Source organism: Rheinheimera soli (assembly GCF_021290985.1).
GTDB lineage: Bacteria > Pseudomonadota > Gammaproteobacteria > Enterobacterales > Alteromonadaceae > Pararheinheimera > Pararheinheimera soli.
Window position 1 is genome coordinate 82,630 of record NZ_JAJOYU010000010.1, and the last position, 19,524, is coordinate 102,153.

The 19,524-nt window shown below is 46.3% G+C and carries 21 protein-coding genes; 8 read left to right on the forward strand and 13 right to left on the reverse strand.

The genetic code is table 11. The annotated features are described in order from the left end of the window. Position 1: 1 nt before the first annotated feature. The 9 genes from LSG37_RS09030 to LSG37_RS09070 form a co-directional block, all read right to left on the reverse strand. The gene (locus tag LSG37_RS09030) at positions 2-493 is read right to left on the reverse strand and encodes a hypothetical protein (RefSeq protein WP_233079559.1); all 492 of its coding nucleotides are present in this window, start codon (positions 491-493) and stop codon (positions 2-4) included. A gap of 18 nt (positions 494-511) precedes the next feature. Further along, positions 512-1,261, reverse strand: a complete 750-nt coding sequence (gene tatC, locus LSG37_RS09035; protein ID WP_233079560.1) for a twin-arginine translocase subunit TatC — start codon at positions 1,259-1,261, stop codon at positions 512-514. Then, on the reverse strand, positions 1,239-1,631 hold the full coding sequence (gene tatB, locus LSG37_RS09040; protein ID WP_233079561.1) for a Sec-independent protein translocase protein TatB: 393 nt from the start codon (positions 1,629-1,631) through the stop codon (positions 1,239-1,241). Before tatB ends, tatC begins: the two co-directional genes overlap by 23 nt. Further along, the gene (tatA, locus tag LSG37_RS21505; RefSeq protein ID WP_233079562.1) at positions 1,632-1,910 is read right to left on the reverse strand and encodes a twin-arginine translocase TatA/TatE family subunit; all 279 of its coding nucleotides are present in this window, start codon (positions 1,908-1,910) and stop codon (positions 1,632-1,634) included. It abuts the gene before it with no gap. 48 nt (positions 1,911-1,958) lie between these two features. Then, the gene (ubiB, locus tag LSG37_RS09050; RefSeq protein ID WP_233079563.1) at positions 1,959-3,581 is read right to left on the reverse strand and encodes a ubiquinone biosynthesis regulatory protein kinase UbiB; all 1,623 of its coding nucleotides are present in this window, start codon (positions 3,579-3,581) and stop codon (positions 1,959-1,961) included. Positions 3,582-3,583: 2 nt separating this feature from the next. Beyond that, on the reverse strand, positions 3,584-4,189 hold the full coding sequence (locus tag LSG37_RS09055) for a ubiquinone biosynthesis accessory factor UbiJ (RefSeq protein WP_233079564.1): 606 nt from the start codon (positions 4,187-4,189) through the stop codon (positions 3,584-3,586). Beyond that, on the reverse strand, positions 4,189-4,944 hold the full coding sequence (ubiE, locus tag LSG37_RS09060; RefSeq protein ID WP_233079565.1) for a bifunctional demethylmenaquinone methyltransferase/2-methoxy-6-polyprenyl-1,4-benzoquinol methylase UbiE: 756 nt from the start codon (positions 4,942-4,944) through the stop codon (positions 4,189-4,191). The genes LSG37_RS09055 and ubiE overlap by 1 nt, the downstream gene beginning before the upstream one ends. A 103-nt stretch (positions 4,945-5,047) precedes the next feature. Then, positions 5,048-6,121 (reverse strand): DNA alkylation repair protein, encoded by a 1,074-nt coding sequence (locus LSG37_RS09065; protein ID WP_233079566.1) that lies wholly within the window; start codon positions 6,119-6,121, stop codon positions 5,048-5,050. Position 6,122: 1 nt separating this feature from the next. After that, positions 6,123-7,145 carry a GGDEF domain-containing protein gene (locus LSG37_RS09070; RefSeq protein WP_233079567.1) on the reverse strand — a complete coding sequence of 341 codons (1,023 nt, stop codon included), beginning with the start codon at positions 7,143-7,145 and terminating at the stop codon, positions 6,123-6,125. Between the two features lie 323 nt (positions 7,146-7,468). Between LSG37_RS09070 and LSG37_RS09075 the strand changes: the two genes are divergently transcribed. Together LSG37_RS09075 and LSG37_RS09080 are read left to right on the forward strand one after the other, a co-directional pair. Continuing rightward, positions 7,469-9,193 carry a DUF885 domain-containing protein gene (locus LSG37_RS09075; protein ID WP_233079568.1) on the forward strand — a complete coding sequence of 575 codons (1,725 nt, stop codon included), beginning with the start codon at positions 7,469-7,471 and terminating at the stop codon, positions 9,191-9,193. Positions 9,194-9,303: 110 nt separating this feature from the next. Beyond that, positions 9,304-9,804, forward strand: a complete 501-nt coding sequence (locus LSG37_RS09080) for a hypothetical protein (RefSeq protein ID WP_233079569.1) — start codon at positions 9,304-9,306, stop codon at positions 9,802-9,804. Between the two features lie 31 nt (positions 9,805-9,835). Here LSG37_RS09080 and LSG37_RS09085 read toward each other — a convergent pair whose 3' ends face one another. Together LSG37_RS09085 and LSG37_RS09090 are read right to left on the reverse strand one after the other, a co-directional pair. Then, positions 9,836-10,066, reverse strand: a complete 231-nt coding sequence (locus LSG37_RS09085; RefSeq protein ID WP_233079570.1) for a hypothetical protein — start codon at positions 10,064-10,066, stop codon at positions 9,836-9,838. Next, positions 10,067-10,543, reverse strand: a complete 477-nt coding sequence (locus LSG37_RS09090) for an EVE domain-containing protein (protein WP_233079571.1) — start codon at positions 10,541-10,543, stop codon at positions 10,067-10,069. 137 nt (positions 10,544-10,680) lie between these two features. Here LSG37_RS09090 and tesB point away from each other — a divergent pair, with 137 nt between their 5' ends. Continuing rightward, positions 10,681-11,550, forward strand: coding sequence for an acyl-CoA thioesterase II (gene tesB, locus LSG37_RS09095; RefSeq protein WP_233079572.1), 870 nt, complete (start codon positions 10,681-10,683; stop codon positions 11,548-11,550). A gap of 66 nt (positions 11,551-11,616) precedes the next feature. Here the strand turns inward: tesB and plsB are convergent, their stop codons facing one another. Continuing rightward, positions 11,617-14,055 (reverse strand): glycerol-3-phosphate 1-O-acyltransferase PlsB, encoded by a 2,439-nt coding sequence (plsB, locus tag LSG37_RS09100; RefSeq protein WP_233079573.1) that lies wholly within the window; start codon positions 14,053-14,055, stop codon positions 11,617-11,619. A 131-nt stretch (positions 14,056-14,186) separates the two neighbouring features. On the opposite strand from plsB, the gene lexA reads away from it, so the two are divergent. From lexA to LSG37_RS09125, 5 genes are all read left to right on the forward strand, one after another. Then, positions 14,187-14,816: a transcriptional repressor LexA gene (lexA, locus tag LSG37_RS09105; RefSeq protein WP_233079574.1), complete on the forward strand. Its 630-nt coding sequence runs from the start codon at positions 14,187-14,189 to the stop codon at positions 14,814-14,816. 272 nt (positions 14,817-15,088) lie between these two features. Then, the gene (coxB, locus tag LSG37_RS09110; protein WP_233079575.1) at positions 15,089-16,222 is read left to right on the forward strand and encodes a cytochrome c oxidase subunit II; all 1,134 of its coding nucleotides are present in this window, start codon (positions 15,089-15,091) and stop codon (positions 16,220-16,222) included. A 9-nt stretch (positions 16,223-16,231) separates the two neighbouring features. Then, positions 16,232-17,824 (forward strand): cytochrome c oxidase subunit I, encoded by a 1,593-nt coding sequence (gene ctaD / locus LSG37_RS09115; protein WP_233079576.1) that lies wholly within the window; start codon positions 16,232-16,234, stop codon positions 17,822-17,824. Positions 17,825-17,832: 8 nt separating this feature from the next. Then, positions 17,833-18,396, forward strand: a complete 564-nt coding sequence (locus LSG37_RS09120; protein ID WP_233079577.1) for a cytochrome c oxidase assembly protein — start codon at positions 17,833-17,835, stop codon at positions 18,394-18,396. Beyond that, the gene (locus LSG37_RS09125) at positions 18,389-19,270 is read left to right on the forward strand and encodes a cytochrome c oxidase subunit 3 (RefSeq protein ID WP_233079578.1); all 882 of its coding nucleotides are present in this window, start codon (positions 18,389-18,391) and stop codon (positions 19,268-19,270) included. Before LSG37_RS09120 ends, LSG37_RS09125 begins: the two co-directional genes overlap by 8 nt. 32 nt (positions 19,271-19,302) lie before the next feature. On the opposite strand, the gene LSG37_RS09130 is transcribed toward LSG37_RS09125, so the two are convergent. Continuing rightward, a complete protein-coding gene (locus LSG37_RS09130) occupies positions 19,303-19,512 on the reverse strand; it encodes a DUF2909 domain-containing protein (RefSeq protein WP_233079579.1) in 210 nt (69 codons plus the stop codon). Between the last annotated feature and the right edge of the window lie 12 nt (positions 19,513-19,524).

Here is a 19,524-nt window from a genome sequence, read left to right on the forward strand (position 1 = left end):
TTTATTGTTCCCGAACCACTCTGACTTTACGGTTTGAGCCCGCTTTGTTCAGATAAAAAGCGCCCAGGATGCCGCGTTCAACCTGATAGGCACTGCCTGTTTCGATGAAGAATTCTTCTTTTGTTGTCTGACGCCACACCTGACCATTGGTAAAAGTAAACACCATGAATCCAAGTTTGTTCTGCCCTGCACTTTGTAACTCAAGCGACACATTATCAATAGCTTCTATTTTCCGTGCTTGTTCTTTGTGCTCGAGACCAAATTCAGCAACAGGGTTTGAACTTGCTGCTTCAGTCGTGGCAACGACAGTATTCGTAGTGGCCGCGGCGACTGTTGTATAAGAGGAGGCTGAACCTGCTTTTCCTATCTTGTCGTAACAAATCAGTCGCTGCAAATCGTTGGTTACAGAACGGCATTGCTGCAGTTGTTCTGTTACATCTGCCGCATGTAGGCTTGATGCGAATAGTGCTAATACTGTGATGATACCTTTCATTATAATGTCCCGAAAAATTTATGTTGGATCAGAGGATTCGGAAGTTTCAGCCGGCACATAAAAACGGCTGAGCCATATTCCGAGCTCGTACAATAAACACATAGGCACTGCCAGCAGGATCTGCGAAAGCACGTCAGGTGGTGTCAGCAACATACCTATGATAAAAGCAAACACGACAAAATAGGGTCGTTTTTCTGTTAATTGTTGGCGGGTGACTGCACCTGTCCATACTAATAACAACACAGCGACCGGAATTTCAAAAGATAAACCAAAAGCAAAAAAAAGTTTTAAAACAAAATCCAGATAACTGCTGATATCTGTGGCTATGGTCACTCCTTCAGGGGCCACACTAGTGAAGAAACCAAAGACGATAGGAAAGACGATGTAGTACGCAAAGGCAATACCACAATAAAACAGTACTGTGCTGGAAATAATCAGCGGCGCGACCAGATGCTTTTCTTTTTTGTATAAAGCCGGGGCCACAAACAACCAGATTTGCCACAACATATAAGGCACAGTCAGACAAAGCGCGACGATAAAGGTTAATTTAAAAGGGGCAAAAAATGGCGCTGCTACATCTGTTGCTATCATAGACGCGCCAGCGGGTAATACCGCCATCAGCGGTGAGGCCATTAAATGGTAAATATCAGCGGCAAAATAAGCCAGGCAAATAAAGACCAGCAGCACTGCCATCACTGTGTTTAACAGCCGACGTCGCAATTCAATCAGGTGCCCTAACAGGCTGTTAGGATTTGTGGTTTTTGTCATCTGCTACTACTGGATCCGGTGTAACGGAAGGAAGGGGAGTCTCAGCGGCCACGGACTGTGCTTGTGGTTGTGCTGTGGTGTTCGCTTTAGGGTAAGGATTTGTTACATCTGCCGCTGCCTGACGCAACTCAGCCATAGCCTGCATCTCTTCAGTGGTCAGGTTTAACAGGCCCTTTTCTTCAGCTTGTTTTAACTTGTCGTGTAACTCTTGTACCCGCAGTTCATCGTTTAATTCAGCCTGCATTTGCTGACCAAATTGTTTCACACTGCGAACAAAACCACTGACGCTGCGAATAGCGCCCGGCAATCGCTCCGGGCCTAACACCAGCAGAGCTACCACAGCGATGACCACTAATTCCCAAAAACTCATTTAGCGTTGTTCAGGTGTTTTTGTGGATTCAGCGCTGGCTGGCGCTTGTTCATTCACTTCAGCTTTTATTTGCGGCTGAGGTTGCTGAGGCTGTTGGGGTTGAACAGCAGGAACTACAGGTTCCACCGTATCTTCCGGATCCTTGACTGAATTACGGAAACCTTTAATTGCAGAGCCCAGGTCTGAACCTATGCCACGCAAACGTTTAGTGCCAAACAGCAGGACAATAATCACCAGGATGATCAATAACTGCCAAATACTAATGCCGCCAAAACCCATGTTATTCTCCTTCGGTTTTCAAACTGCTTAAACGAACCTGCTGGCTCGTCAGTTAATTTTCAGGGCAAAGCCCAGTGCTACCAGGGCAAGTCCCGCCGCTGTTATAGACCAGCCAGATGTCAGTAATAAGACAGCTGCTAATAAACTGCAACCTGCCAGCACCGCATTGGCCAGTTTTTTCGTCTGGTTTTGCTGCTGCAGCTGTACCAGCTGCAATTGGGCTAACAAATTGGCCTGTTGTCGAGGGCCTTGTTGCAAATAATGGTGCAACAATCCCGGCATTTCAGGCATTTTCTCCGCCCAAAAAGGTAAATTTGCTTTAATTTCGCGCCATAAGGCTGCTGGTCCCATTTGCTGTTGGACCCAGTTTTCCAGAAAAGGTTTGGCGGTTTGCCATAAATCCAATTGCGGGTACAACTGACGCCCTAAACCCTCAATATACAGCAGGGTTTTTTGCAACAATACCAGTTGCGGCTGAACCTGCATATTAAAACGACGGGCTGTGTTAAACAGATTAAACAACACCTGACCAAAAGAGATATCCTGCAGCGGTTTCTGGAAAATAGGCTCACAGACAGTGCGTATCGCACTTTCAAATTCTTCGACGCTGGTGTCCGCCGGCACCCAGCCTGAATCCACGTGCAGCTGGGCCACTTTTAAGTAATCGCGGTTAAAAAAGGCGACAAAGTTTTCAGCCAGATAACGTTTATCTTCTTTGTTTAAAGTGCCCACTATGCCGCAATCTATCCCTATATATTTAGGGTTTTCCGGTGTTTCAAAAGACACAAAAATATTGCCTGGGTGCATATCGGCATGGAAAAAACTGTCGCGAAATACCTGAGTGAAAAATACTTCTACGCCACGTTTCGCTAATAATTCCAGATTAGTACCCTGAGCGCGCAACGCGGCTAAATCTGATACGGGTATACCGTAAATCCGCTCCATCACCATCACACTGGGTCTGCTGTGGTCGGCATACACATAAGGCACATAAAGTGAGTCTGAACCTTCAAAATTACGTTTTAGCTGAATGGCATTTGCCGCTTCGCGTTGTAAATCCAGTTCATCCAGAATGGTTTTGCGATACTCTGCTACCACTTCTTTGGTGCGTAATCTCTTACCGTCTGGCAGGTAACGGGCCACTAACGCAGCCAAAGCATCCATCAGTTCCAGATCGGCTAGAATTTGTTGCCTGATGTCCGGGCGTATCACTTTAATCACTACGTCGGCCAAACTGCCATCTGCTTGTTTCAGCTGTGCAGTATGCACCTGAGCAATAGAAGCTGATGCCAATGGGTTTTCATCAAACTGTTCAAATAAGTCGTCAATCTGTTGTAATTCCAGCTGCTTAATAATCAGCTGTCTGGCCTGATCGCCAGGAAAAGCTTCTACTTTGTCTTGTAATTTGGCTAACTCGTCGACCCATTGCTCAGGAAATAAATCACGGCGGGTGGACAACATCTGGCCAAACTTAACCCATACCGGCCCCAGTTGCTGCAAAGCTAAACGTAAACGTTCACCTTCGGTTTTGTTGGGGTGCTTGTTTTTCAGCCAAAAAGCAGAACTACGGGCGGCCCGGAAATACCAGGGTTGCCATTGCTCTGGGATCAGTTGATCCAGTCCGTACTGCAGCAGGGTTTTTAAAATGTGGTAAAAACGGCGCAGACCCAAAATTACTCCTGCCTGAAGGCGTTGTGGCGACTTAATTGATCCAACCTGGCTTGCAGTTGACTGACATCACGACTGAACTGATTCATTTCAGCTTGGGTTGGGCTTAGTGCCAGTTCGTCCTGGGCCAGCTCAACACTAGCTTGTTCCAGTTGCTGTAATTGTGTCTGGATATAAAGCTGCAGTTGCTTAATAGCAGTGGCGACTTTATGCGCCAAAGCATCACCCAGCCAACCTGAGAGATGTTGCTCCCAGTCCGGGTTTAGTTGCTGTAACAGAGTACTGAATTGCTGGGCGACTTGCAGATCGCCTTCAATCTGAAGTTTGTCCTGTTTAATTAAACGGGTGAGTTGACTCGGGTCATTCAGTTTTTGCAGGGTCGCCAGATCGGTGGCAATGACACAATCGACTTTCTCATTATGCTGATTCAGCAATAAAGTGTCCGCTGTGGCAGACAACACAAAACGCCACGGCAATTCCTGCAACTGCAAAGCCAGCTGTTTACCCTGCACTTTTTGCAATAAAACAGGGGATGCCGGATCCATAGCCACAACCTTGTGCAGCACTTTTTCCAAAGTTGCGCAGATCAGTTGTGGCACTAAACTGAGCATCAGAATTTATAGCCTTTATGCAGTGCAACTATACCACCCGTCAGATTGTGGTAGCTGACATGTTCAAAACCTGCCGTTTCCATCATCTGTTTCAGCGTATCCTGGTCCGGATGCATACGAATCGATTCGGCCAGATACTGGTAACTTTCTTTATCGTTCGCCACTAAGCCGCCAATCGCAGGTAGCAACTTAAAAGAGTACAAATCGTAGACTTTGCTTAGCCACTCGTATTCAGGTTTGGAGAATTCCAGTACCAGTAAACGACCACCAGGTTTGAGCACTCTGTACATAGAACGCAGCGCTGCGTCTTTGTCTGTGACATTACGCAAACCAAAACCTATGCTGATGATATCAAAGCTGTTATCAGCAAAGGGCAAGGCTTCGGCATTGGCTTGTACGTAATCTATATTGTTGACTAAACCTAAGTCGCGCAATTTATCGCGGCCAACATTGAGCATAGATTCGTTAATATCGGCCAGAATGACTTTGCCGGTAGGGCCTACTCTTTTGGAAAATAAGGCAGTGATATCACCAGTGCCACCGGCCAAGTCCAATACCTGATGACCAGGGCGCACGCCACTGCAGTCAATGGTGAATCTTTTCCATAAACGGTGGATGCCCATCGACATCACATCGTTCATCAGGTCATATTTGGCCGCAACAGAATGAAATACATTGGCCACAAGCGAAACTTTTTCAGTCTGCTTTACGGTTTTAAAGCCAAAATGAGTGCTATCAGGTTGCTGGTCAGTCATAAAAAAGCCTTTGGCTGTTCGTAGTGAACTAAAGTGGCGCTAGTGTAAAAGATTCGGCGGCTTACGCCAACTTATCCTGTCGTTTTATGCAGGGCAGAATGTTTTAGATCAACTCAAAAAAACTTTCAGCATAACAATGGCCGTTGAGCATAATTTGCAGGTGATGCTGGCCTGGATAATGTTTGCGGGTGGTTAAATCAATAAAAGACTGGCGGCGTTCAAATCGCAAATTCTGGCCTGACCAAGTTTTATTGCTCAACTGGAACACCTTGTAATTTAACTGGCCGGATTTTTTCCGGTAACCAATTTTGTATTCCAACCTTACCTTTGCTTCAAGCTCAGCAGGACCAGATAAGGTGATAACAAAATGCAAAGGCTGCTGTGACGATACTTTGGCATTGTGCATTTCAAGCTGAACCTGCAACGGCAATTGCTGTAAGCCAAATAAGGTTAAAGCCCCAGGGTGCGCCTGCTTTAATAAACCCCGTAACCCATGTTTAATGATCCAGTCGGTGACAGTGTGCTGACCAAACCAATTTTGTGCTATCTCAACCACCAGATCCGGGTGGTCTTTACTGATGTCATTTAAATGGTTGGCCACACTGCGCTGCACATAAGGTTCAGCATCTGTTTTCAGCTGCTCTAAAATGGGCAATAAAGGGCTTGGATCTTTTTTATAAGCTTTCAGTGCCATACCCCAGGGTAAGCGGGGTCTGGTGCCTTCGCTGGCCAGGCGGCGTAAATGCAGATTATCAGAGCAGGCCCAGCTTTTCATTTGAGCCAGAGTTTGCTCCGGATAACGCTGTAAAAAAGGCCGGATGGCAAATTCGCCAGTGGAGAAACAAGTAAAGTGGGCCAAGGCAGTAAAAGAGGTTTCTGGATGGTCCAGACCAAAGACTTCCACATAATCAGCAAACACAAAACCTGGTACGCCGGAAAAATGGCTGCTGACCGGGATTAATACTGCGATGGCATCGGGGTAGGCTAAGTTCAGGCTCTGGTGTAAAGAGTGGCTGATATGACGCACTCTGGCTTTGAGTTCCAGTTGCTCCCAATCCGGCCCCTGAGTTTGCTGCAAAAAATGAGACTGATCAAAGGCAGGAAAGTGGTGCAAACATAAGCGTGCAAGCTGTTGTAAAAATGCCTGACTAAATAACTCTTTTAGCAAGCTGGCCATATCAGGTGGCCAGCATTAACTCAGTGGCAACCTGATTGCGGCCACGCACTTTGGCTTCCAGCAATACTTTGCTGCTGCGGGATAAAAACTGATGCCAGTTCTCTGCAGAGTTATAGCTGCTGACACCCAGAGAAATAGTGACTTTAGGTAAGGTTGTTTTACTTTTGGCCGAAACAAACCGCAGCTTTTCTACACCCTTGCGCACTTGTTCTGCTATTTCACCTGCGGTACGTAAATCGACATCAGGCAATAAGATCAGAAATTCTTCGCCACCAGAACGCACCGGCAAGCCACTTTCCTGCACATAACTGGCAATTTTGCGGGCTACTTTGCTTAAAATTACATCACCAACACCAAAGCCATAGTCCTGATTAAACTGTGCAAAATGATCTAAATTCACCGCTATAGCGGCAATACGACGATCAGGATTTTCGGTCAGCCACAGATCCAGATGTTCCTGCATTGCCAGTCGGTTGTATAAACCTGTTAATGGGTCCAGTTGGCGTTCTTTTTTCAGATGTTCCAGTTCAGAACGTAATGCATGGCATTGCTCGTTGGAAAAATCGAGCTGGTCTTTGAGTTTCTGCTGGCTTGCTTTGATAGCGTAAGTTGCGCTGATAACTTTGTTCACACTTTCACGGCTGCGGTTGGCATTGTTCGGGTCAAAACCCAACAAGGCCTGGTCCAGCACATCTAAATAATGCTGCACTGCTTCACCGGCTATATCTGTGGTGCCTGACAACTTGCCCAACATAGCGGCGACTTGTTGACTCAGCTCTTCCTGACGCTGATGGTGTGGGCTTAACCATTGGCTGTAAAGTTCAGCCAGAACAAAGTCGTCAAAACTACTCTGAACCGAAAGTTTTTGTTCTATGGCCTGACATAATCCGGCATTTTGACCATTGATATACTCATAGATCACAGTGTAATTGACCGGATGGGCTGCCAAACGATGCCGCTGCAAAAAAGCTGCGGTCAGCGCTGCTTTTTCACTTGCTTGCTCGATTGAGTCCTGATATTTCATGCCAAACACAACTCCACTAAATACTACTGCTAATTTAGCCTTCAAAACGCAATGTTACGCGAAACTTACGTAGAGGCAAACAGACTGATATGGTTAAGCTGACATATCTATTAGAAAAAGTCTTCATCTCTAGCTTTATTAATGACTTATTTTTTGAGTTTTTTTTCTTATCGTCTAAAAAAACGCTGATAGCTGATTAAAAAACAGCTTTTTTAATCCATCAGAGCACTTTATTGCGGCCAGTCTCCAAAAAGCACAGCCCGTTGCACTGGCTGACAAAACTGAACAGAGTAGAATCAAACAAAAAGGTCGGGGAAGATAAAATGCGTCAGAAATTCATGTTTTTTGGTATTGCTTTGTTGGTCACGGGTTGCAGCAGTTCGTCGATGCAACCCACAGATTTTGATCAGTTCGCCAATCAGTTATGGCAAGCCGAAAAAGCCTTAGATAACCGCAGTAAAACCAGTTTGCCTGATATGTCGGCTGAAACTCTGGCAGCAGCCGATCAGCAACGACAACAATGGCTGAAAAAGTTAGAGCAGGTGGATGTTGCCACTTTGACTGAACAGCAACAAATCAATCATGCCATTTTGCACTACAGCCTCAAAGACGCTATTTCAGAGTACAAGTACGGGGCTCACCTTATTCCTTTAACCTCGGAATCAGGTTTTCATAGTAGCCTGGCCTTTATAGTGTCTGGTACCGAATTCAAAACGCTACAGGATTATCAGGATTACCTTACCAAGTTAAAAACCATTCCGCGTTATATGCAACAACAGACCGACTGGATGAAACAAGGTTTAGCGACGGGTATGACTCAGCCTAAAGCTGTACTAGCCGGCTTTGACCAAGGCATTCTGGCTTTTGTCAGCAAAACACCGGAACAGAATGTGTTTTACCGGCCTTTTACTCAAAAGCCTGAATTTGTAGATGCTGACAACTGGACTGCTATGCAATCAGAAGCAAAGCAGATAGTCGAACAGCAACTGAATCCGGCTTACCAGCAGTTTTATCAGTTTATGGTGCAGCACTATTTGCCAGGAGCACGTGACAGCATTGCCGCCAGCGAATGGCCGCAAGGGCGTGACTATTATCAGAACCGACTGGAGCACTACACCACATTAAAACTGACACCAGAACAAGTGCATCAGACAGGACTGGATGAAGTCGCCCGTATCCGTGCAGAAATGCAGGGCATTATTAATCAGGTGGGTTTTAAAGGAAGTTTCGCCGACTTTATTCAGTTTTTACGTACCGACCCTCAGTTTTATGCCAAAACCCCAACAGACTTGTTAAAAGAAGCCGCCTATATTGCAAAAAAAGTAGATGCTGAATCGCCTAAATACTTCAAAACCTTACCCCGCACCCCTTTTGGTGTGGTGTCAGTGCCAGCAGAAATTGCCCCTAAATACACCACAGGCCGCTATGCAGGTACAAACCGTGATGACAGGGCAGGTTTTTATTGGGTGAATACTTATGCGTTAGACCGTCGTCCCTTGTATGAAATGGAAGCTTTAACTTTGCACGAAGCTGTACCTGGTCATCATTTGCAAATTTCTTTAGCCCGTGAACAAGCCTCATTGCCAGAGTATCGCCGTAATTTCTACACCTCAGCTTTTGGCGAGGGTTGGGGGTTGTATTCTGAATACCTGGGTATTGAAATGGGTTTTTATCAGGACCCCTACAGTAACTTTGGCCGTCTGACCTATGAAATGTGGCGTGCTGCCCGTTTAGTGGTGGATACAGGAATGCATACTATGGGCTGGAGTCGTCAGCAGGCTATTGATTTTCTGGCCAGCAATACGGCTTTGTCTATGCACAACGTCACCACAGAAATAGATCGATACATCAGCTGGCCAGCTCAGGCCTTGTCTTACAAGCTGGGTGAACTGACCATCAAAAAGTTACGTAAAGAAGCGGAACAGCAATTAGGTAACAGCTTTGACGTGCGTGAGTTCCACGAAGTTGTACTGCGTAATGGTAGTGTGCCTTTGTCCATTTTAGAGCAACAAGTGGCGAACTATATCCAACAGAAAAAGCAGCCGTAGCGCTTTCTGATCCGGGGGCAGTGTTTTGTAGTTATTCTGTCATAGGATTCCGCCCCCGCCTCTGGTAAAGTGCCGCTGTTTTAGTTGCAGCGCTAGGGAGTGAAATTCAGATGTGGATGTTGTTATTGTTGATCGCGGTTGCGCCTATTGTGTTTTTGGCAATGAAACTGGATCAATTGGGCAAAATGCAAAACAGGTTAAAAGTGCAACTGCATTTTGCTGAGCAACAGTCTGTGCAATTAGAGCATCTGGCATTCTGGCTGGCTGAAGAGCAAAGCCAGCAGCTGTTAGCGAAAGTACACCAGGCTGGCCGAACTCAGACTAAGGTGCCTGTCTGGTACCAGCATACTGAGTTATTGTGTAAAGCTATTCCGGTGTTATGTAAGGAGCAAGCTAATCACAGCACCTTGCCACGTCAGGCCGTCGCCAAATTTCTGAAGCAACAAAATCAGCTGAGTTTTAATGAGATGGAAAACTTTATCCGTCATCATCCGGCGCTGACTGAGTTCTGGCAAAGCAATACGCTGACGTCTTACCTGAAAATGTGTCAGCGTGCTGTGGAGATGCTGCAGGACTATCAGCCTGTGCATTCTGATCGGCTGGCTGGCTAATCTGTTTTATGGCCCGTTCTGAAGAGCCCACTTAATCGCGCAGGAAAACCTCTGGTGCTGTATTAATTTGCCCGTCTTCATCAATAGAGGCCATTTTAAGCCCTGCTTTTAGTACTGCTACTCTTTGTTGTTCCTGCTGCCGCACAAAAGACAACTCATAACCAAAACGCTGTAATTCCGAGACAGAAAACTTCTGTGCCATGCTGAGCATTTCCCAGAAGTAGTTTAAATCCCGTGGTTCACGCCGTCTTTCCTGCTTCATCTACGCTGTCCCCTGATGCTTACTCATTATTAGTATCTGTTGCCACTCTGCAGAACTGACAGGCATCACAGACAATCTGTTGCCCTTTTTAACCAGCGCTAGCTGCTCTAGCTTAGTTGACTGTTTGAGTTTGTCGAGCGACAGAAGTTGGGAGAATTTCTCGACAAATTGCAGATCCACAGCAACCCATGGCGCCTTAGTGCCACTGGATTTTGCATCAAAATAAGGGCTTAGTGAGTTAAATTGGCTTGGGTCGGGGTAACTGCTTTGTACCACTTTCGCCACTCCTGCAATACCAATATCTTTGCAACTGGAATGATAAATAAACACCAGATCCCCGGCTTTCACCTGATCCCGCAAAAAGTTACGGGCCTGATAATTGCGCACACCTTCCCATACAATGGCTTTGTCCGGTGCTTTGGCAAAGTCATCAATACTGCATTCTTCAGGTTCAGTTTTAAATAACCAGTAGTTCATCAGTTTTACCCGGTCCTGTAGTGCAAGGGTGAAGAAAAACTACTTTAGCCTGAATTACCCTGCCTGAACCAGCCAATTTTGCACTCTGCTCTGGCATGCTGCACAATAGAGCTATCACTATTTTTCAGGAGTTGCACATGAGTCAGGTTTTGTCCGACTTATTATCCCTTTTAAAGCTGGAAACCATAGAGCAGGGTTTGTACAGAGGTCAAAGTCAGGATCTGGGTTTTAAAGCTGTGTTTGGTGGTCAGGTGATGGGGCAGGCCTTGTCTGCATCCAAAGAAACAGTAGACGCTGATCGTAAAGTGCATTCGTTCCACTCCTATTTTTTACGTCCAGGTGATGCCAGTAAACCTATAGTCTACGAAGTGGAAAATATCCGTGACGGCAAAAGCTTCAGTACCAGACGGGTCAGCGCTATTCAGTTTGGTAAACCTATTTTTTATATGACGGCGTCTTTTCAGGCTGAAGAACAAGGTTTTGAGCATCAGGAGCTGATGCCCCGAGTGCCTGCGCCTGAAGAGCTGGCGTCTGATTTAGAGTTCTACCGCGAGCACGCCCATTTAATTCCTGAATCATTACGCAGCAAGTTTATTTGCGAAAAACCCATTGAAATGCGGCCTGTGGCTTTTCATAACCCTTTTAATCCGCAGATCAGTCAGGCGAAACGTTATGTCTGGTTTAAAGCCAATGGTGTAATGCCGGATGATTTAAGGGTGCATAAGTATCTGCTGGCTTATGCTTCAGATTTTAACTTCCTGCCGACCGCTTTGCAGCCTCATGGTAAGTCCTTTATGGCGCCTAATATGCAGGTAGCCACTATCGATCACGCCATGTGGTTCCATCACGATTTCCGTTTTGACGACTGGTTATTGTACGCAGTCGATAGCCCAAGTGCCTCAGGTGCCCGTGGTCTGGTGCGTGGTCAGTTTTTTAATAGGGATGGTGTGTTAGTGGCGTCCACTATGCAAGAAGGTGTGATCCGTAGTTACGACAAAGCCCGCTGATTTCTCAGTAGCTGAATAAAAAAACCACCTTCAGGTGGTTTTTTTATCGGTGAAAACGCTATTTTCTTAGACTTTCTTTTTCACTATGCTGAGCACTGTTTGCAGCACGTCCGCTCTTAATAGGCCGTTTACCGTTTGTTGCAAAGGCAACAAAATGGCTGTGGCCTCCAGCTCGTTTTGTTCATTGCTATGACAATAACCGGCTTCGCGCAGTGCATTAATTAAGGTCGCAAACAGCTGCTTATCATGGTATTCAGGCGAGCTGATGCCATGCAAAGTACTTAAGCGTTGTGCCAGTTCATGGCTTTGCTGCTCTAAATCAGCGCGGGTCAAAGGGCTGTGTAATTGCAACAAGTTCAGCACCACCGCATAACGCTGCAGCACGTCCTGGGCATTATGTGCCAGTAACTCCAGCATAAAATGACCCACCTGCTGCACTGGTGCTGCTTGTAAAGACTGGCCTTTAGTGTCCACTAACTGATGCTGCTGCAATTGGTCCAACACCTGTTCTATGTAGGCGTTAAACTGGTCCAGTTGCAAAAATAACTCGTGTTGCAGCAAAGGTTGCAACAACTGACAGATATTGATCAGCTGCACTTTGCTTAATTGTGCATGCTGCAACAAAGCAGTCGCCAGAATGGCAGGCAGCATAAATAAATGGCAAACATTGTTACGGTAGTAACTTAATAAAATCGCATTCTCCGGCGTCAGTTGAATGATCTGACCAAAGCTGTCTTGCGACACTTCCACCTTTTTCAGACGAATTGCATGGTCAATCCACTGGCTGACGGAGCCTTCAGGCAGCGTCACACCACTGTGGTAAGGCGCATAGTGTTGTAAGTTACGGTAAAACTCCAGTTGAGTGGTCAGTTCTTGCCGGGTCAGAGAATGTTGTCGGGTTGCCAGTAAACAAGTGGCAATCAGGTTGATGCTGTTCAGCGCCGCCGCCTGGTTAATTCGCTGCATAATCTGGGTGGCTAGTGTAGCGACAGTTGGATTCAGCCAGGCAGGTTTTTGTGTATCTGCGGTTTCTGCCGCGGCACGCCAGTCAGGCACCTGCTGAGTTAAAAAGCTGTTTAACGAAATAGGCTGGCCAAAGTTAACGTAACCATAGCCATAGTCCCGCAGTTTTCGCACTGCACTGAAGACGCCACCTATAGACTCTTTTTTCTTGCTTGAGCCTTTCAGTTCAGTCAGGTAGGTATTCACTTCCATCACATGCTCGTAGCCCAGATAAACAGGTACCAGGCTGATGGGTCTGTCTATGCCGCGCAGCAAGGCTTGCACTGTCATGGCGAGCATACCGGTTTTGGGTTGCAATAAACGTCCAGTGCGGCTGCGACCGCCTTCGGAGTAATACTTGACCGGATAACCTTTGCTAAACAGCTTGCTTAAGTATTCACGAAAGACAGCAGAGTACAGCTTATCGCCACTGAAACTGCGGCGGATAAAAAAGGCACCGCCACGGCGAAAGAAAGTACCCACAGGCCAGAAATTCAGGTTAATACCAGCAGCTATATGAGGCGGTGCCAGGCCCTGATGATAAATCACATAACTTAACAGCAGATAATCCATATGACTGCGGTGGCAAGGCACATAAACAATTTCATGGCCTTTTTGCACCAGTTCAGTCAGAACCTGGCCATTGCTGATTTTTAAGCCCGAATATAGCTTTTTCCATAACCAGCCGAGGAAGCGATCGCCCACTCTCAGGGTAGACTCGCGGTAGTCTGCTGCTATTTCTTCCAATAGTTTTAGCGCTTCAGTCCGTGCTTCTTTGATGCTGATTTTTTTACTTTTTGCTTCATCTTCAATGGCTTTTTTTAATACATCGGAAGCAAGCAAAGAATTAAATAAAGCCGCTCGGTTTGGCAGTTTTGGGCCTGTAGCTGCAAGACGTTGGCGGTAAAAGTGGAACCGCGCCACTCGTAATAATTTGTGGGCAGTATCTTCGTTGACCGTTGAATTCTCTATGATTTGGCGTACTGAAACCGCTTTGCTGAACCGCACTAAGGTATGGCGGCCTGAGATCAAGACGATAAATAACTTGGCCAGCCAACTCGGAGATTCAGACTCGCCGAGCATGGACTTCACACTGTTTTCTTTGCCTGGAGCCCGGCCCCAAAGTACGGAAACTGGCAGTAGTTGGGCGGAAAAATGCGGATCGTGCAGATGCGCTTGTAGCAAAGCTAAACCCTGTTGCAAGGCGTCAGTTGAAGCACGACTGCCCCAAAGCACACGAGGTTGTTCGAGAAAAATAATACGGGACAGGCTTTGTTTACCAACGAGCACAGGTTCCATAGGATCCGGCAAACCAAGCTTATCGCAGACCCGGGCTATGGTGGCTAAGTCGCTGGCGGAGGCAGTTCTGCTGATGTAGAACACGGGCTGTTTGGGGTCAAGCACCAGATTTTCTGCTACAGGTTCTGGCACTATTTTGCATCTGACCAAAGGTTTGAGTGGCCAGTACAGCACTTTGGCTAACCATGTCATTGGTTTTAACATATCGAATCCGTACTTATAAACAGCGGCTAGAATAGCATGGAAGACCAGACCAGCAAAATTGTGTCTACGACTTGGCAGACTGCAAAAGGCTGTATATACTCACAGTACTCACTGTATAGGTATTCAGCATTATGCGTCCATTAACACCAAGACAAGCCGAAATTCTGCAACTGCTTAAAGATTATCAGGCAGCCTCAGGTATGCCGCCAACCCGTGCTGAAATTGCGACTCAGCTTGGGTTTAAGTCAGCCAATGCAGCTGAAGAGCATTTAAAAGCGCTGGCGAAAAAAGGTTTTATCGAAATGATGCCGGGTACGTCCCGCGGTATTCGTTTGGTTGAAGATGAGGCCGCCAACGATGTTGAAGAAGATGATCCGGGTTTACCGCTGATTGGTAAAGTAGCGGCTGGTCAACCTATTCTGGCGGCAGAGCATATTCAGCAGCGTTATCAGCTCGATGCCAGCTTGTTTAAGCCCAATGCCGACTTTTTATTAAAAGTGCAGGGTATGAGCATGAAAGACATCGGTATTTTGGATGGTGACTTATTGGCTGTGCACAAAACAACGGAAGCTCGTCAGGGGCAAATAGTGGTTGCGCGGGTTGAAGATGAAGTGACGGTCAAACGTTTCCGTCGTGAAGGACAGATGGTTTATCTGCATCCGGAAAACGGTGATTTTGATGTGATTAAAGTGGACTTAAGTCAGCAGCACTTTGCCATTGAAGGCCTTGCCGTTGGTGTGATCCGAACCAGCAGCTGGTAAAAAAATCTACCTTTCTCAATAGTTTGCTAATATGAAAGCACTGGTACGACCATTTGGTTTTATCGGTGCTTTTTCATTTTCTGGGTTTACTTCTGTCAGTTCCTTGACTACTTGTTATATGCAACTGATAACAAAACAAAAAAATCAGTGCACCGATTTATGCAATTTAAGTCGGGACAATAATAATAATGGCAATTGCGGAAAAGACTGCTGTGGGTGTGACTGTCTTTGATCTGCAATTTGCTTTTGTGCAAAGACAGAGGAGAAGTCACGTGGCGAGAACCAGTTATCTGTGTTGGTCGCTGCTAACCTTTTTGCTTGCGTTTTCAACGCAGTCTGCAGAAATGCCTTTGAACATGACTCAAGGGGTTACAGAAATCAGTCAGCAGGTTTATGACCTGCATATGAAGATTTTTTACATTTGCTGTGCAATAGGGATAGCGGTATTTGGGGTGATGTTTTGGTCCATCATTCATCATCGTAAATCAAAGGGCGTTGAACCAGCCCAATTCCATGAGAGCACCAAAGTAGAGTTGCTTTGGACTGCTTTTCCTGTAGTTATTCTGATTATTATGGCAATTCCCGCCACCCAAACTTTGATCGCCATGGAAGACACTTCCGAAGCAGATGTGAGCATATTGATCACAGGTTCGCAGTGGAAGTGGCATTACAAATACATGGACCATAAAGTGGAGTACTTCTCTTTATTGGCCACTCCCCGTCAGCAAATCGACAATAAACTCAGTAAAGGTGAAAACTACTTGTTAGAAGTAGACCGGCCTTTAGTGATACCCACAGGTAAAAAAGTCCGCTTTTTAGTTACTTCAGATGACGTGATCCATTCCTGGTGGGTTCCGGCTTTTGCAGTGAAAAAAGATGCCAACCCTGGCTTTATCAATGAAGCATGGACTCGTGTGGACCATCCGGGCATTTATCGCGGTCAGTGCGCTGAGCTTTGTGGTAAAGACCATGGTTTTATGCCTGTGGTCGTGGTGGCCAAAGAGCCAGCTGATTTTGAGCAGTGGATAGCTCAGGAATCGGCCACTCAGGCGGCCGCCAAAGAAGCAGAATTAAAACTGCTGGCAATGAATATGAGTAAAGACGAGCTGATGGCTTTAGGTGAAAAAACCTATATGGGTTATTGCGCCGCGTGTCACCAGCCAAATGGCATGGGTATTCCAGGTGTTTTCCCTGCGCTTAAAGGCAGCAAAATGGCACTGGAAGATTTACCTGCTCATATCGATATAGTGCTCAATGGCAAAACAGGTACCTCAATGCAGGCTTTTGATAAACAACTGACATTGAGTGAGATTGCGGCTGTGGTGACTTACGAGCGCAACGCCTGGGACAATAATACGGGTGATTTGGTGCAAGCTGCCGACATCGCCAAAGCACAGTCGAAATAGGGGGCGCAGATGAGTACTGTTACTACAGATCCGCATGCTCATGCTGAGCACGAGCATCATGGGCCAGCCAAAGGGTTAAAACGCTGGCTTTACACCACCAATCATAAAGACATAGGTACTTTGTATTTGCTGTTTTCACTGCTGATGTTTTTTATCGGCGGTGCTATGGCGATGGTGATCCGGGCCGAATTGTTTCAGCCAGGACTGCAAATTGTCGAACCAAACTTCTTTAATCAGATGACCACAGTCCATGGTCTGATTATGGTGTTTGGCGCTGTAATGCCGGCCTTTACCGGCCTGGCTAACTGGTTGATCCCTATGATGATAGGGGCTCCGGATATGGCGCTGCCACGGATGAACAACTGGAGTTTCTGGATCCTGCCTTTTGCCTTTAGCATTTTGTTAGCTTCGCTGTTTATGGAAGGTGGTGGCCCTAGCTTTGGCTGGACATTCTACGCACCGCTCTCCACGACTTACAGCAATGACAGCACTGCGCTTTTTGTGTTCTCAGTTCATATTATGGGCATATCGTCCATCATGGGCGCTATTAACGTCATAGTGACTATTATGAACCTGCGTGCACCTGGCATGACGTATATGAAAATGCCATTGTTTGTCTGGACCTGGTTTATCACAGCTTACCTGTTGATTGCCGTTATGCCTGTACTGGCTGGTGTTGTCACTATGGTGCTGACCGATAAGTACTTTGGTACCAGTTTCTTTGATGCAGCTGGCGGCGGCGATCCTGTGTTGTTCCAGCATATTTTCTGGTTTTTTGGTCACCCTGAAGTTTACATTATGATTTTGCCGGCTTTTGGCATTATCTCCAGCATAGTACCGACCTTCTCACGCAAACCGCTGTTTGGTTATGCCTCTATGGTGTACGCAACTTCCAGTATTGCGCTGCTGTCCTTTTTGGTCTGGGCGCACCATATGTTTACCACTGGTATGCCGGTCGCCGCAGAACTATTTTTTATGTACTGCACTATGTTGATAGCGGTGCCGACCGGGGTAAAAGTATTTAACTGGGTGGCGACTATGTGGCGAGGGGCCATGACCTTTGAAGTGCCAATGATGTTTTCTTTGGCCTTTATTGTGCTCTTTACCATAGGCGGCTTCTCGGGCTTGATGCTGGCTATTACACCGGCCGATTTCCAATACCATGATACCTACTTTGTCGTCGCACATTTCCACTATGTGCTGGTGACAGGTGCCATCTTCTCCATTATGGCTGCTGCTTATTACTGGCTGCCAAAGTGGACAGGCCATATGTACGACGAAACCTTAGGCCAGTGGCATTTCTGGTGTTCACTGATTTCGGTCAATGTGCTGTTTTTCCCTATGCATTTTGTCGGCTTAGCTGGTATGCCACGACGGATCCCGGATTACGCTCTGCAATTTGCCGACTTTAATGCCTTGATCAGCATAGGTGGTTTTGCCTTTGGTTTATCCCAGTTGCTGTTTGTCTGGCTGGTGGTGAAATGTATTAAAGGCGGTGAAAAAGCCACAGACCAGGTATGGGAAGGAGCTGAAGGGCTGGAGTGGACTATTGCTTCTCCTGCGCCTTATCACAGCTTTACTACTCCACCTGAAATTAAGTAGGAGGACCTATGGCACTGAAGCATCAACCTGTTGTGATTAAACTTTGCCTGCTGACCGCAGCCATGTTTGGCTTTGGTTATGCCTTGGTGCCTTTGTACGATGTATTTTGTGATTTAACGGGCCTGAACGGTAAAACTTCCACTATGGCAGCCACAGCAGAGGCTGCCATACCAGATAAACAACGTGAAGTGCTGGTCGAGTTTATTGCCCGCCCGAACAACAACATGCCTTGGGTTTTTGAACCTGTGGTACATAAAATCCGGGTTCATCCGGGCGAAATCCATCGTATTGATTATCTGGCTCACAATATTACAGGGCGTTCTATGACAGCGCAGGCTGTGCCTTCGGTATCACCGGGTCAGGCTGCTTTGTATTTTAATAAAATGGAATGTTTCTGTTTTACCCAACAACATCTGACGGCAGGTCAGCAGTTATTGATGCCGTTGCAATTTTATGTCGATCCCGCACTACCGGAACAATTCAGCACCATCACTTTGTCCTACACCTTGTATGAAGTGGATGCTGTAGCCCCGGTCACTGCAGAGACAGCAACAGGGGACAACAATGAGTGACAAATATGAACATTATTATGTGCCAGAGCAAAGCCCCTGGCCGATAGTGGGGGCTGTAGCACTTTTCATGATTGCGTTTGGTGCAGGCAATTATGTCAATGAAGTCACCAAAGACCAGCCGGGTTATGGCGGTTATTTATTGCTGGCTGGCATAGCTACCTTAATTTTTATGTTAGTGGGCTGGTTCCGTAATGTGATTGATGAGTCGATGAACGGCTTATACAGCAAACAAATGGACAGGTCGTTCCGGCAATGTATGAGCTGGTTTATCTTTTCCGAAGTGATGTTTTTTGCTGCCTTTTTTGGCGCTTTGTTTTATGCCCGAATGATTGCTATTCCATGGCTGGATGGCGCAAGCAATAACGCCAGTACAGCTGCAGTATTATGGCCGGCGTTTGAAGCTGCATGGCCTTTACTGAAGACGCCAGGGGGTACTGAAACTCAGGCCATGCCATGGCAGGGTTTACCTTTATACAACACCATTATCTTATTAATTTCTTCCGTCACTTTGCATTTTGCTCATACAGGTTTGGAGCAAAACAAAAGAGGCCAGCTAAAGCTGATGTTAGGACTTACTATCCTGCTTGGTTCAGTATTTTTGTACCTGCAAGGTGTTGAGTATGTGTATGCCTATCAGGAATTAGGTTTAAAGCTGGACTCAGGCATTTATGGCAATACCTTCTTTTTACTGACGGGTTTCCATGGTTTGCATGTCACTTTAGGGGCAGTGTTTTTGCTGGTGATGTTCCTGAGAATTGTGCTGAAGAATCATTTTACGGCGCATAAGCATTTTGCCTTTCAGGCAGCGGCCTGGTACTGGCATTTTGTTGATGTGGTCTGGTTATGTTTGTTTGTGTTTGTTTACGTGCTTTAGGAGCGAAGCGGGTCTGAAAGGACCCGCCTTATTCAATAGGGTCTGTGGTGAGGGGTGATGAAGCCAAACTGTAGGGCCAGGATCACAGCTATTAATACAATGGCTGACCACATGACGCGACGGCCTAAAAATTTCGACATACTGGGCTGATTTTCATCATTTTTCAGCATCAGATATAAAGCACGAAATAAATTAAAAACAATAAAGAGCAGTAGTGCAATGAGTAAAAGTTTAATCCACATAAAACCTCACGA

What these genes read in the sequence shown, in the direction of transcription:
- lexA (WP_233079574.1), top strand. Translation starts at nt 14,187, where the DNA reads ATGCGTCCATTAACACCAAGACAAGCCGAAATTCTGCAACTGCTTAAA.
- LSG37_RS09070 (WP_233079567.1), bottom strand. Translation starts at nt 7,145, where the DNA reads ATGAAATATCAGGACTCAATCGAGCAAGCAAGTGAAAAAGCAGCGCTG.
- LSG37_RS09055 (WP_233079564.1), bottom strand. Translation starts at nt 4,189, where the DNA reads ATGCTCAGTTTAGTGCCACAACTGATCTGCGCAACTTTGGAAAAAGTG.
- LSG37_RS09080 (WP_233079569.1), top strand. Translation starts at nt 9,304, where the DNA reads ATGTGGATGTTGTTATTGTTGATCGCGGTTGCGCCTATTGTGTTTTTG.
- LSG37_RS09090 (WP_233079571.1), bottom strand. Translation starts at nt 10,543, where the DNA reads ATGAACTACTGGTTATTTAAAACTGAACCTGAAGAATGCAGTATTGAT.
- tatC (WP_233079560.1), bottom strand. Translation starts at nt 1,261, where the DNA reads ATGACAAAAACCACAAATCCTAACAGCCTGTTAGGGCACCTGATTGAA.
- LSG37_RS09085 (WP_233079570.1), bottom strand. Translation starts at nt 10,066, where the DNA reads ATGAAGCAGGAAAGACGGCGTGAACCACGGGATTTAAACTACTTCTGG.
- LSG37_RS09030 (WP_233079559.1), bottom strand. Translation starts at nt 493, where the DNA reads ATGAAAGGTATCATCACAGTATTAGCACTATTCGCATCAAGCCTACAT.
- tesB (WP_233079572.1), top strand. Translation starts at nt 10,681, where the DNA reads ATGAGTCAGGTTTTGTCCGACTTATTATCCCTTTTAAAGCTGGAAACC.
- LSG37_RS09065 (WP_233079566.1), bottom strand. Translation starts at nt 6,121, where the DNA reads ATGGCCAGCTTGCTAAAAGAGTTATTTAGTCAGGCATTTTTACAACAG.
- LSG37_RS09120 (WP_233079577.1), top strand. Translation starts at nt 17,833, where the DNA reads ATGGCACTGAAGCATCAACCTGTTGTGATTAAACTTTGCCTGCTGACC.
- tatB (WP_233079561.1), bottom strand. Translation starts at nt 1,631, where the DNA reads ATGAGTTTTTGGGAATTAGTGGTCATCGCTGTGGTAGCTCTGCTGGTG.
- LSG37_RS09125 (WP_233079578.1), top strand. Translation starts at nt 18,389, where the DNA reads ATGAGTGACAAATATGAACATTATTATGTGCCAGAGCAAAGCCCCTGG.
- ctaD (WP_233079576.1), top strand. Translation starts at nt 16,232, where the DNA reads ATGAGTACTGTTACTACAGATCCGCATGCTCATGCTGAGCACGAGCAT.
- plsB (WP_233079573.1), bottom strand. Translation starts at nt 14,055, where the DNA reads ATGTTAAAACCAATGACATGGTTAGCCAAAGTGCTGTACTGGCCACTC.
- LSG37_RS09075 (WP_233079568.1), top strand. Translation starts at nt 7,469, where the DNA reads ATGCGTCAGAAATTCATGTTTTTTGGTATTGCTTTGTTGGTCACGGGT.
- LSG37_RS09130 (WP_233079579.1), bottom strand. Translation starts at nt 19,512, where the DNA reads ATGTGGATTAAACTTTTACTCATTGCACTACTGCTCTTTATTGTTTTT.
- ubiE (WP_233079565.1), bottom strand. Translation starts at nt 4,944, where the DNA reads ATGACTGACCAGCAACCTGATAGCACTCATTTTGGCTTTAAAACCGTA.
- tatA (WP_233079562.1), bottom strand. Translation starts at nt 1,910, where the DNA reads ATGGGTTTTGGCGGCATTAGTATTTGGCAGTTATTGATCATCCTGGTG.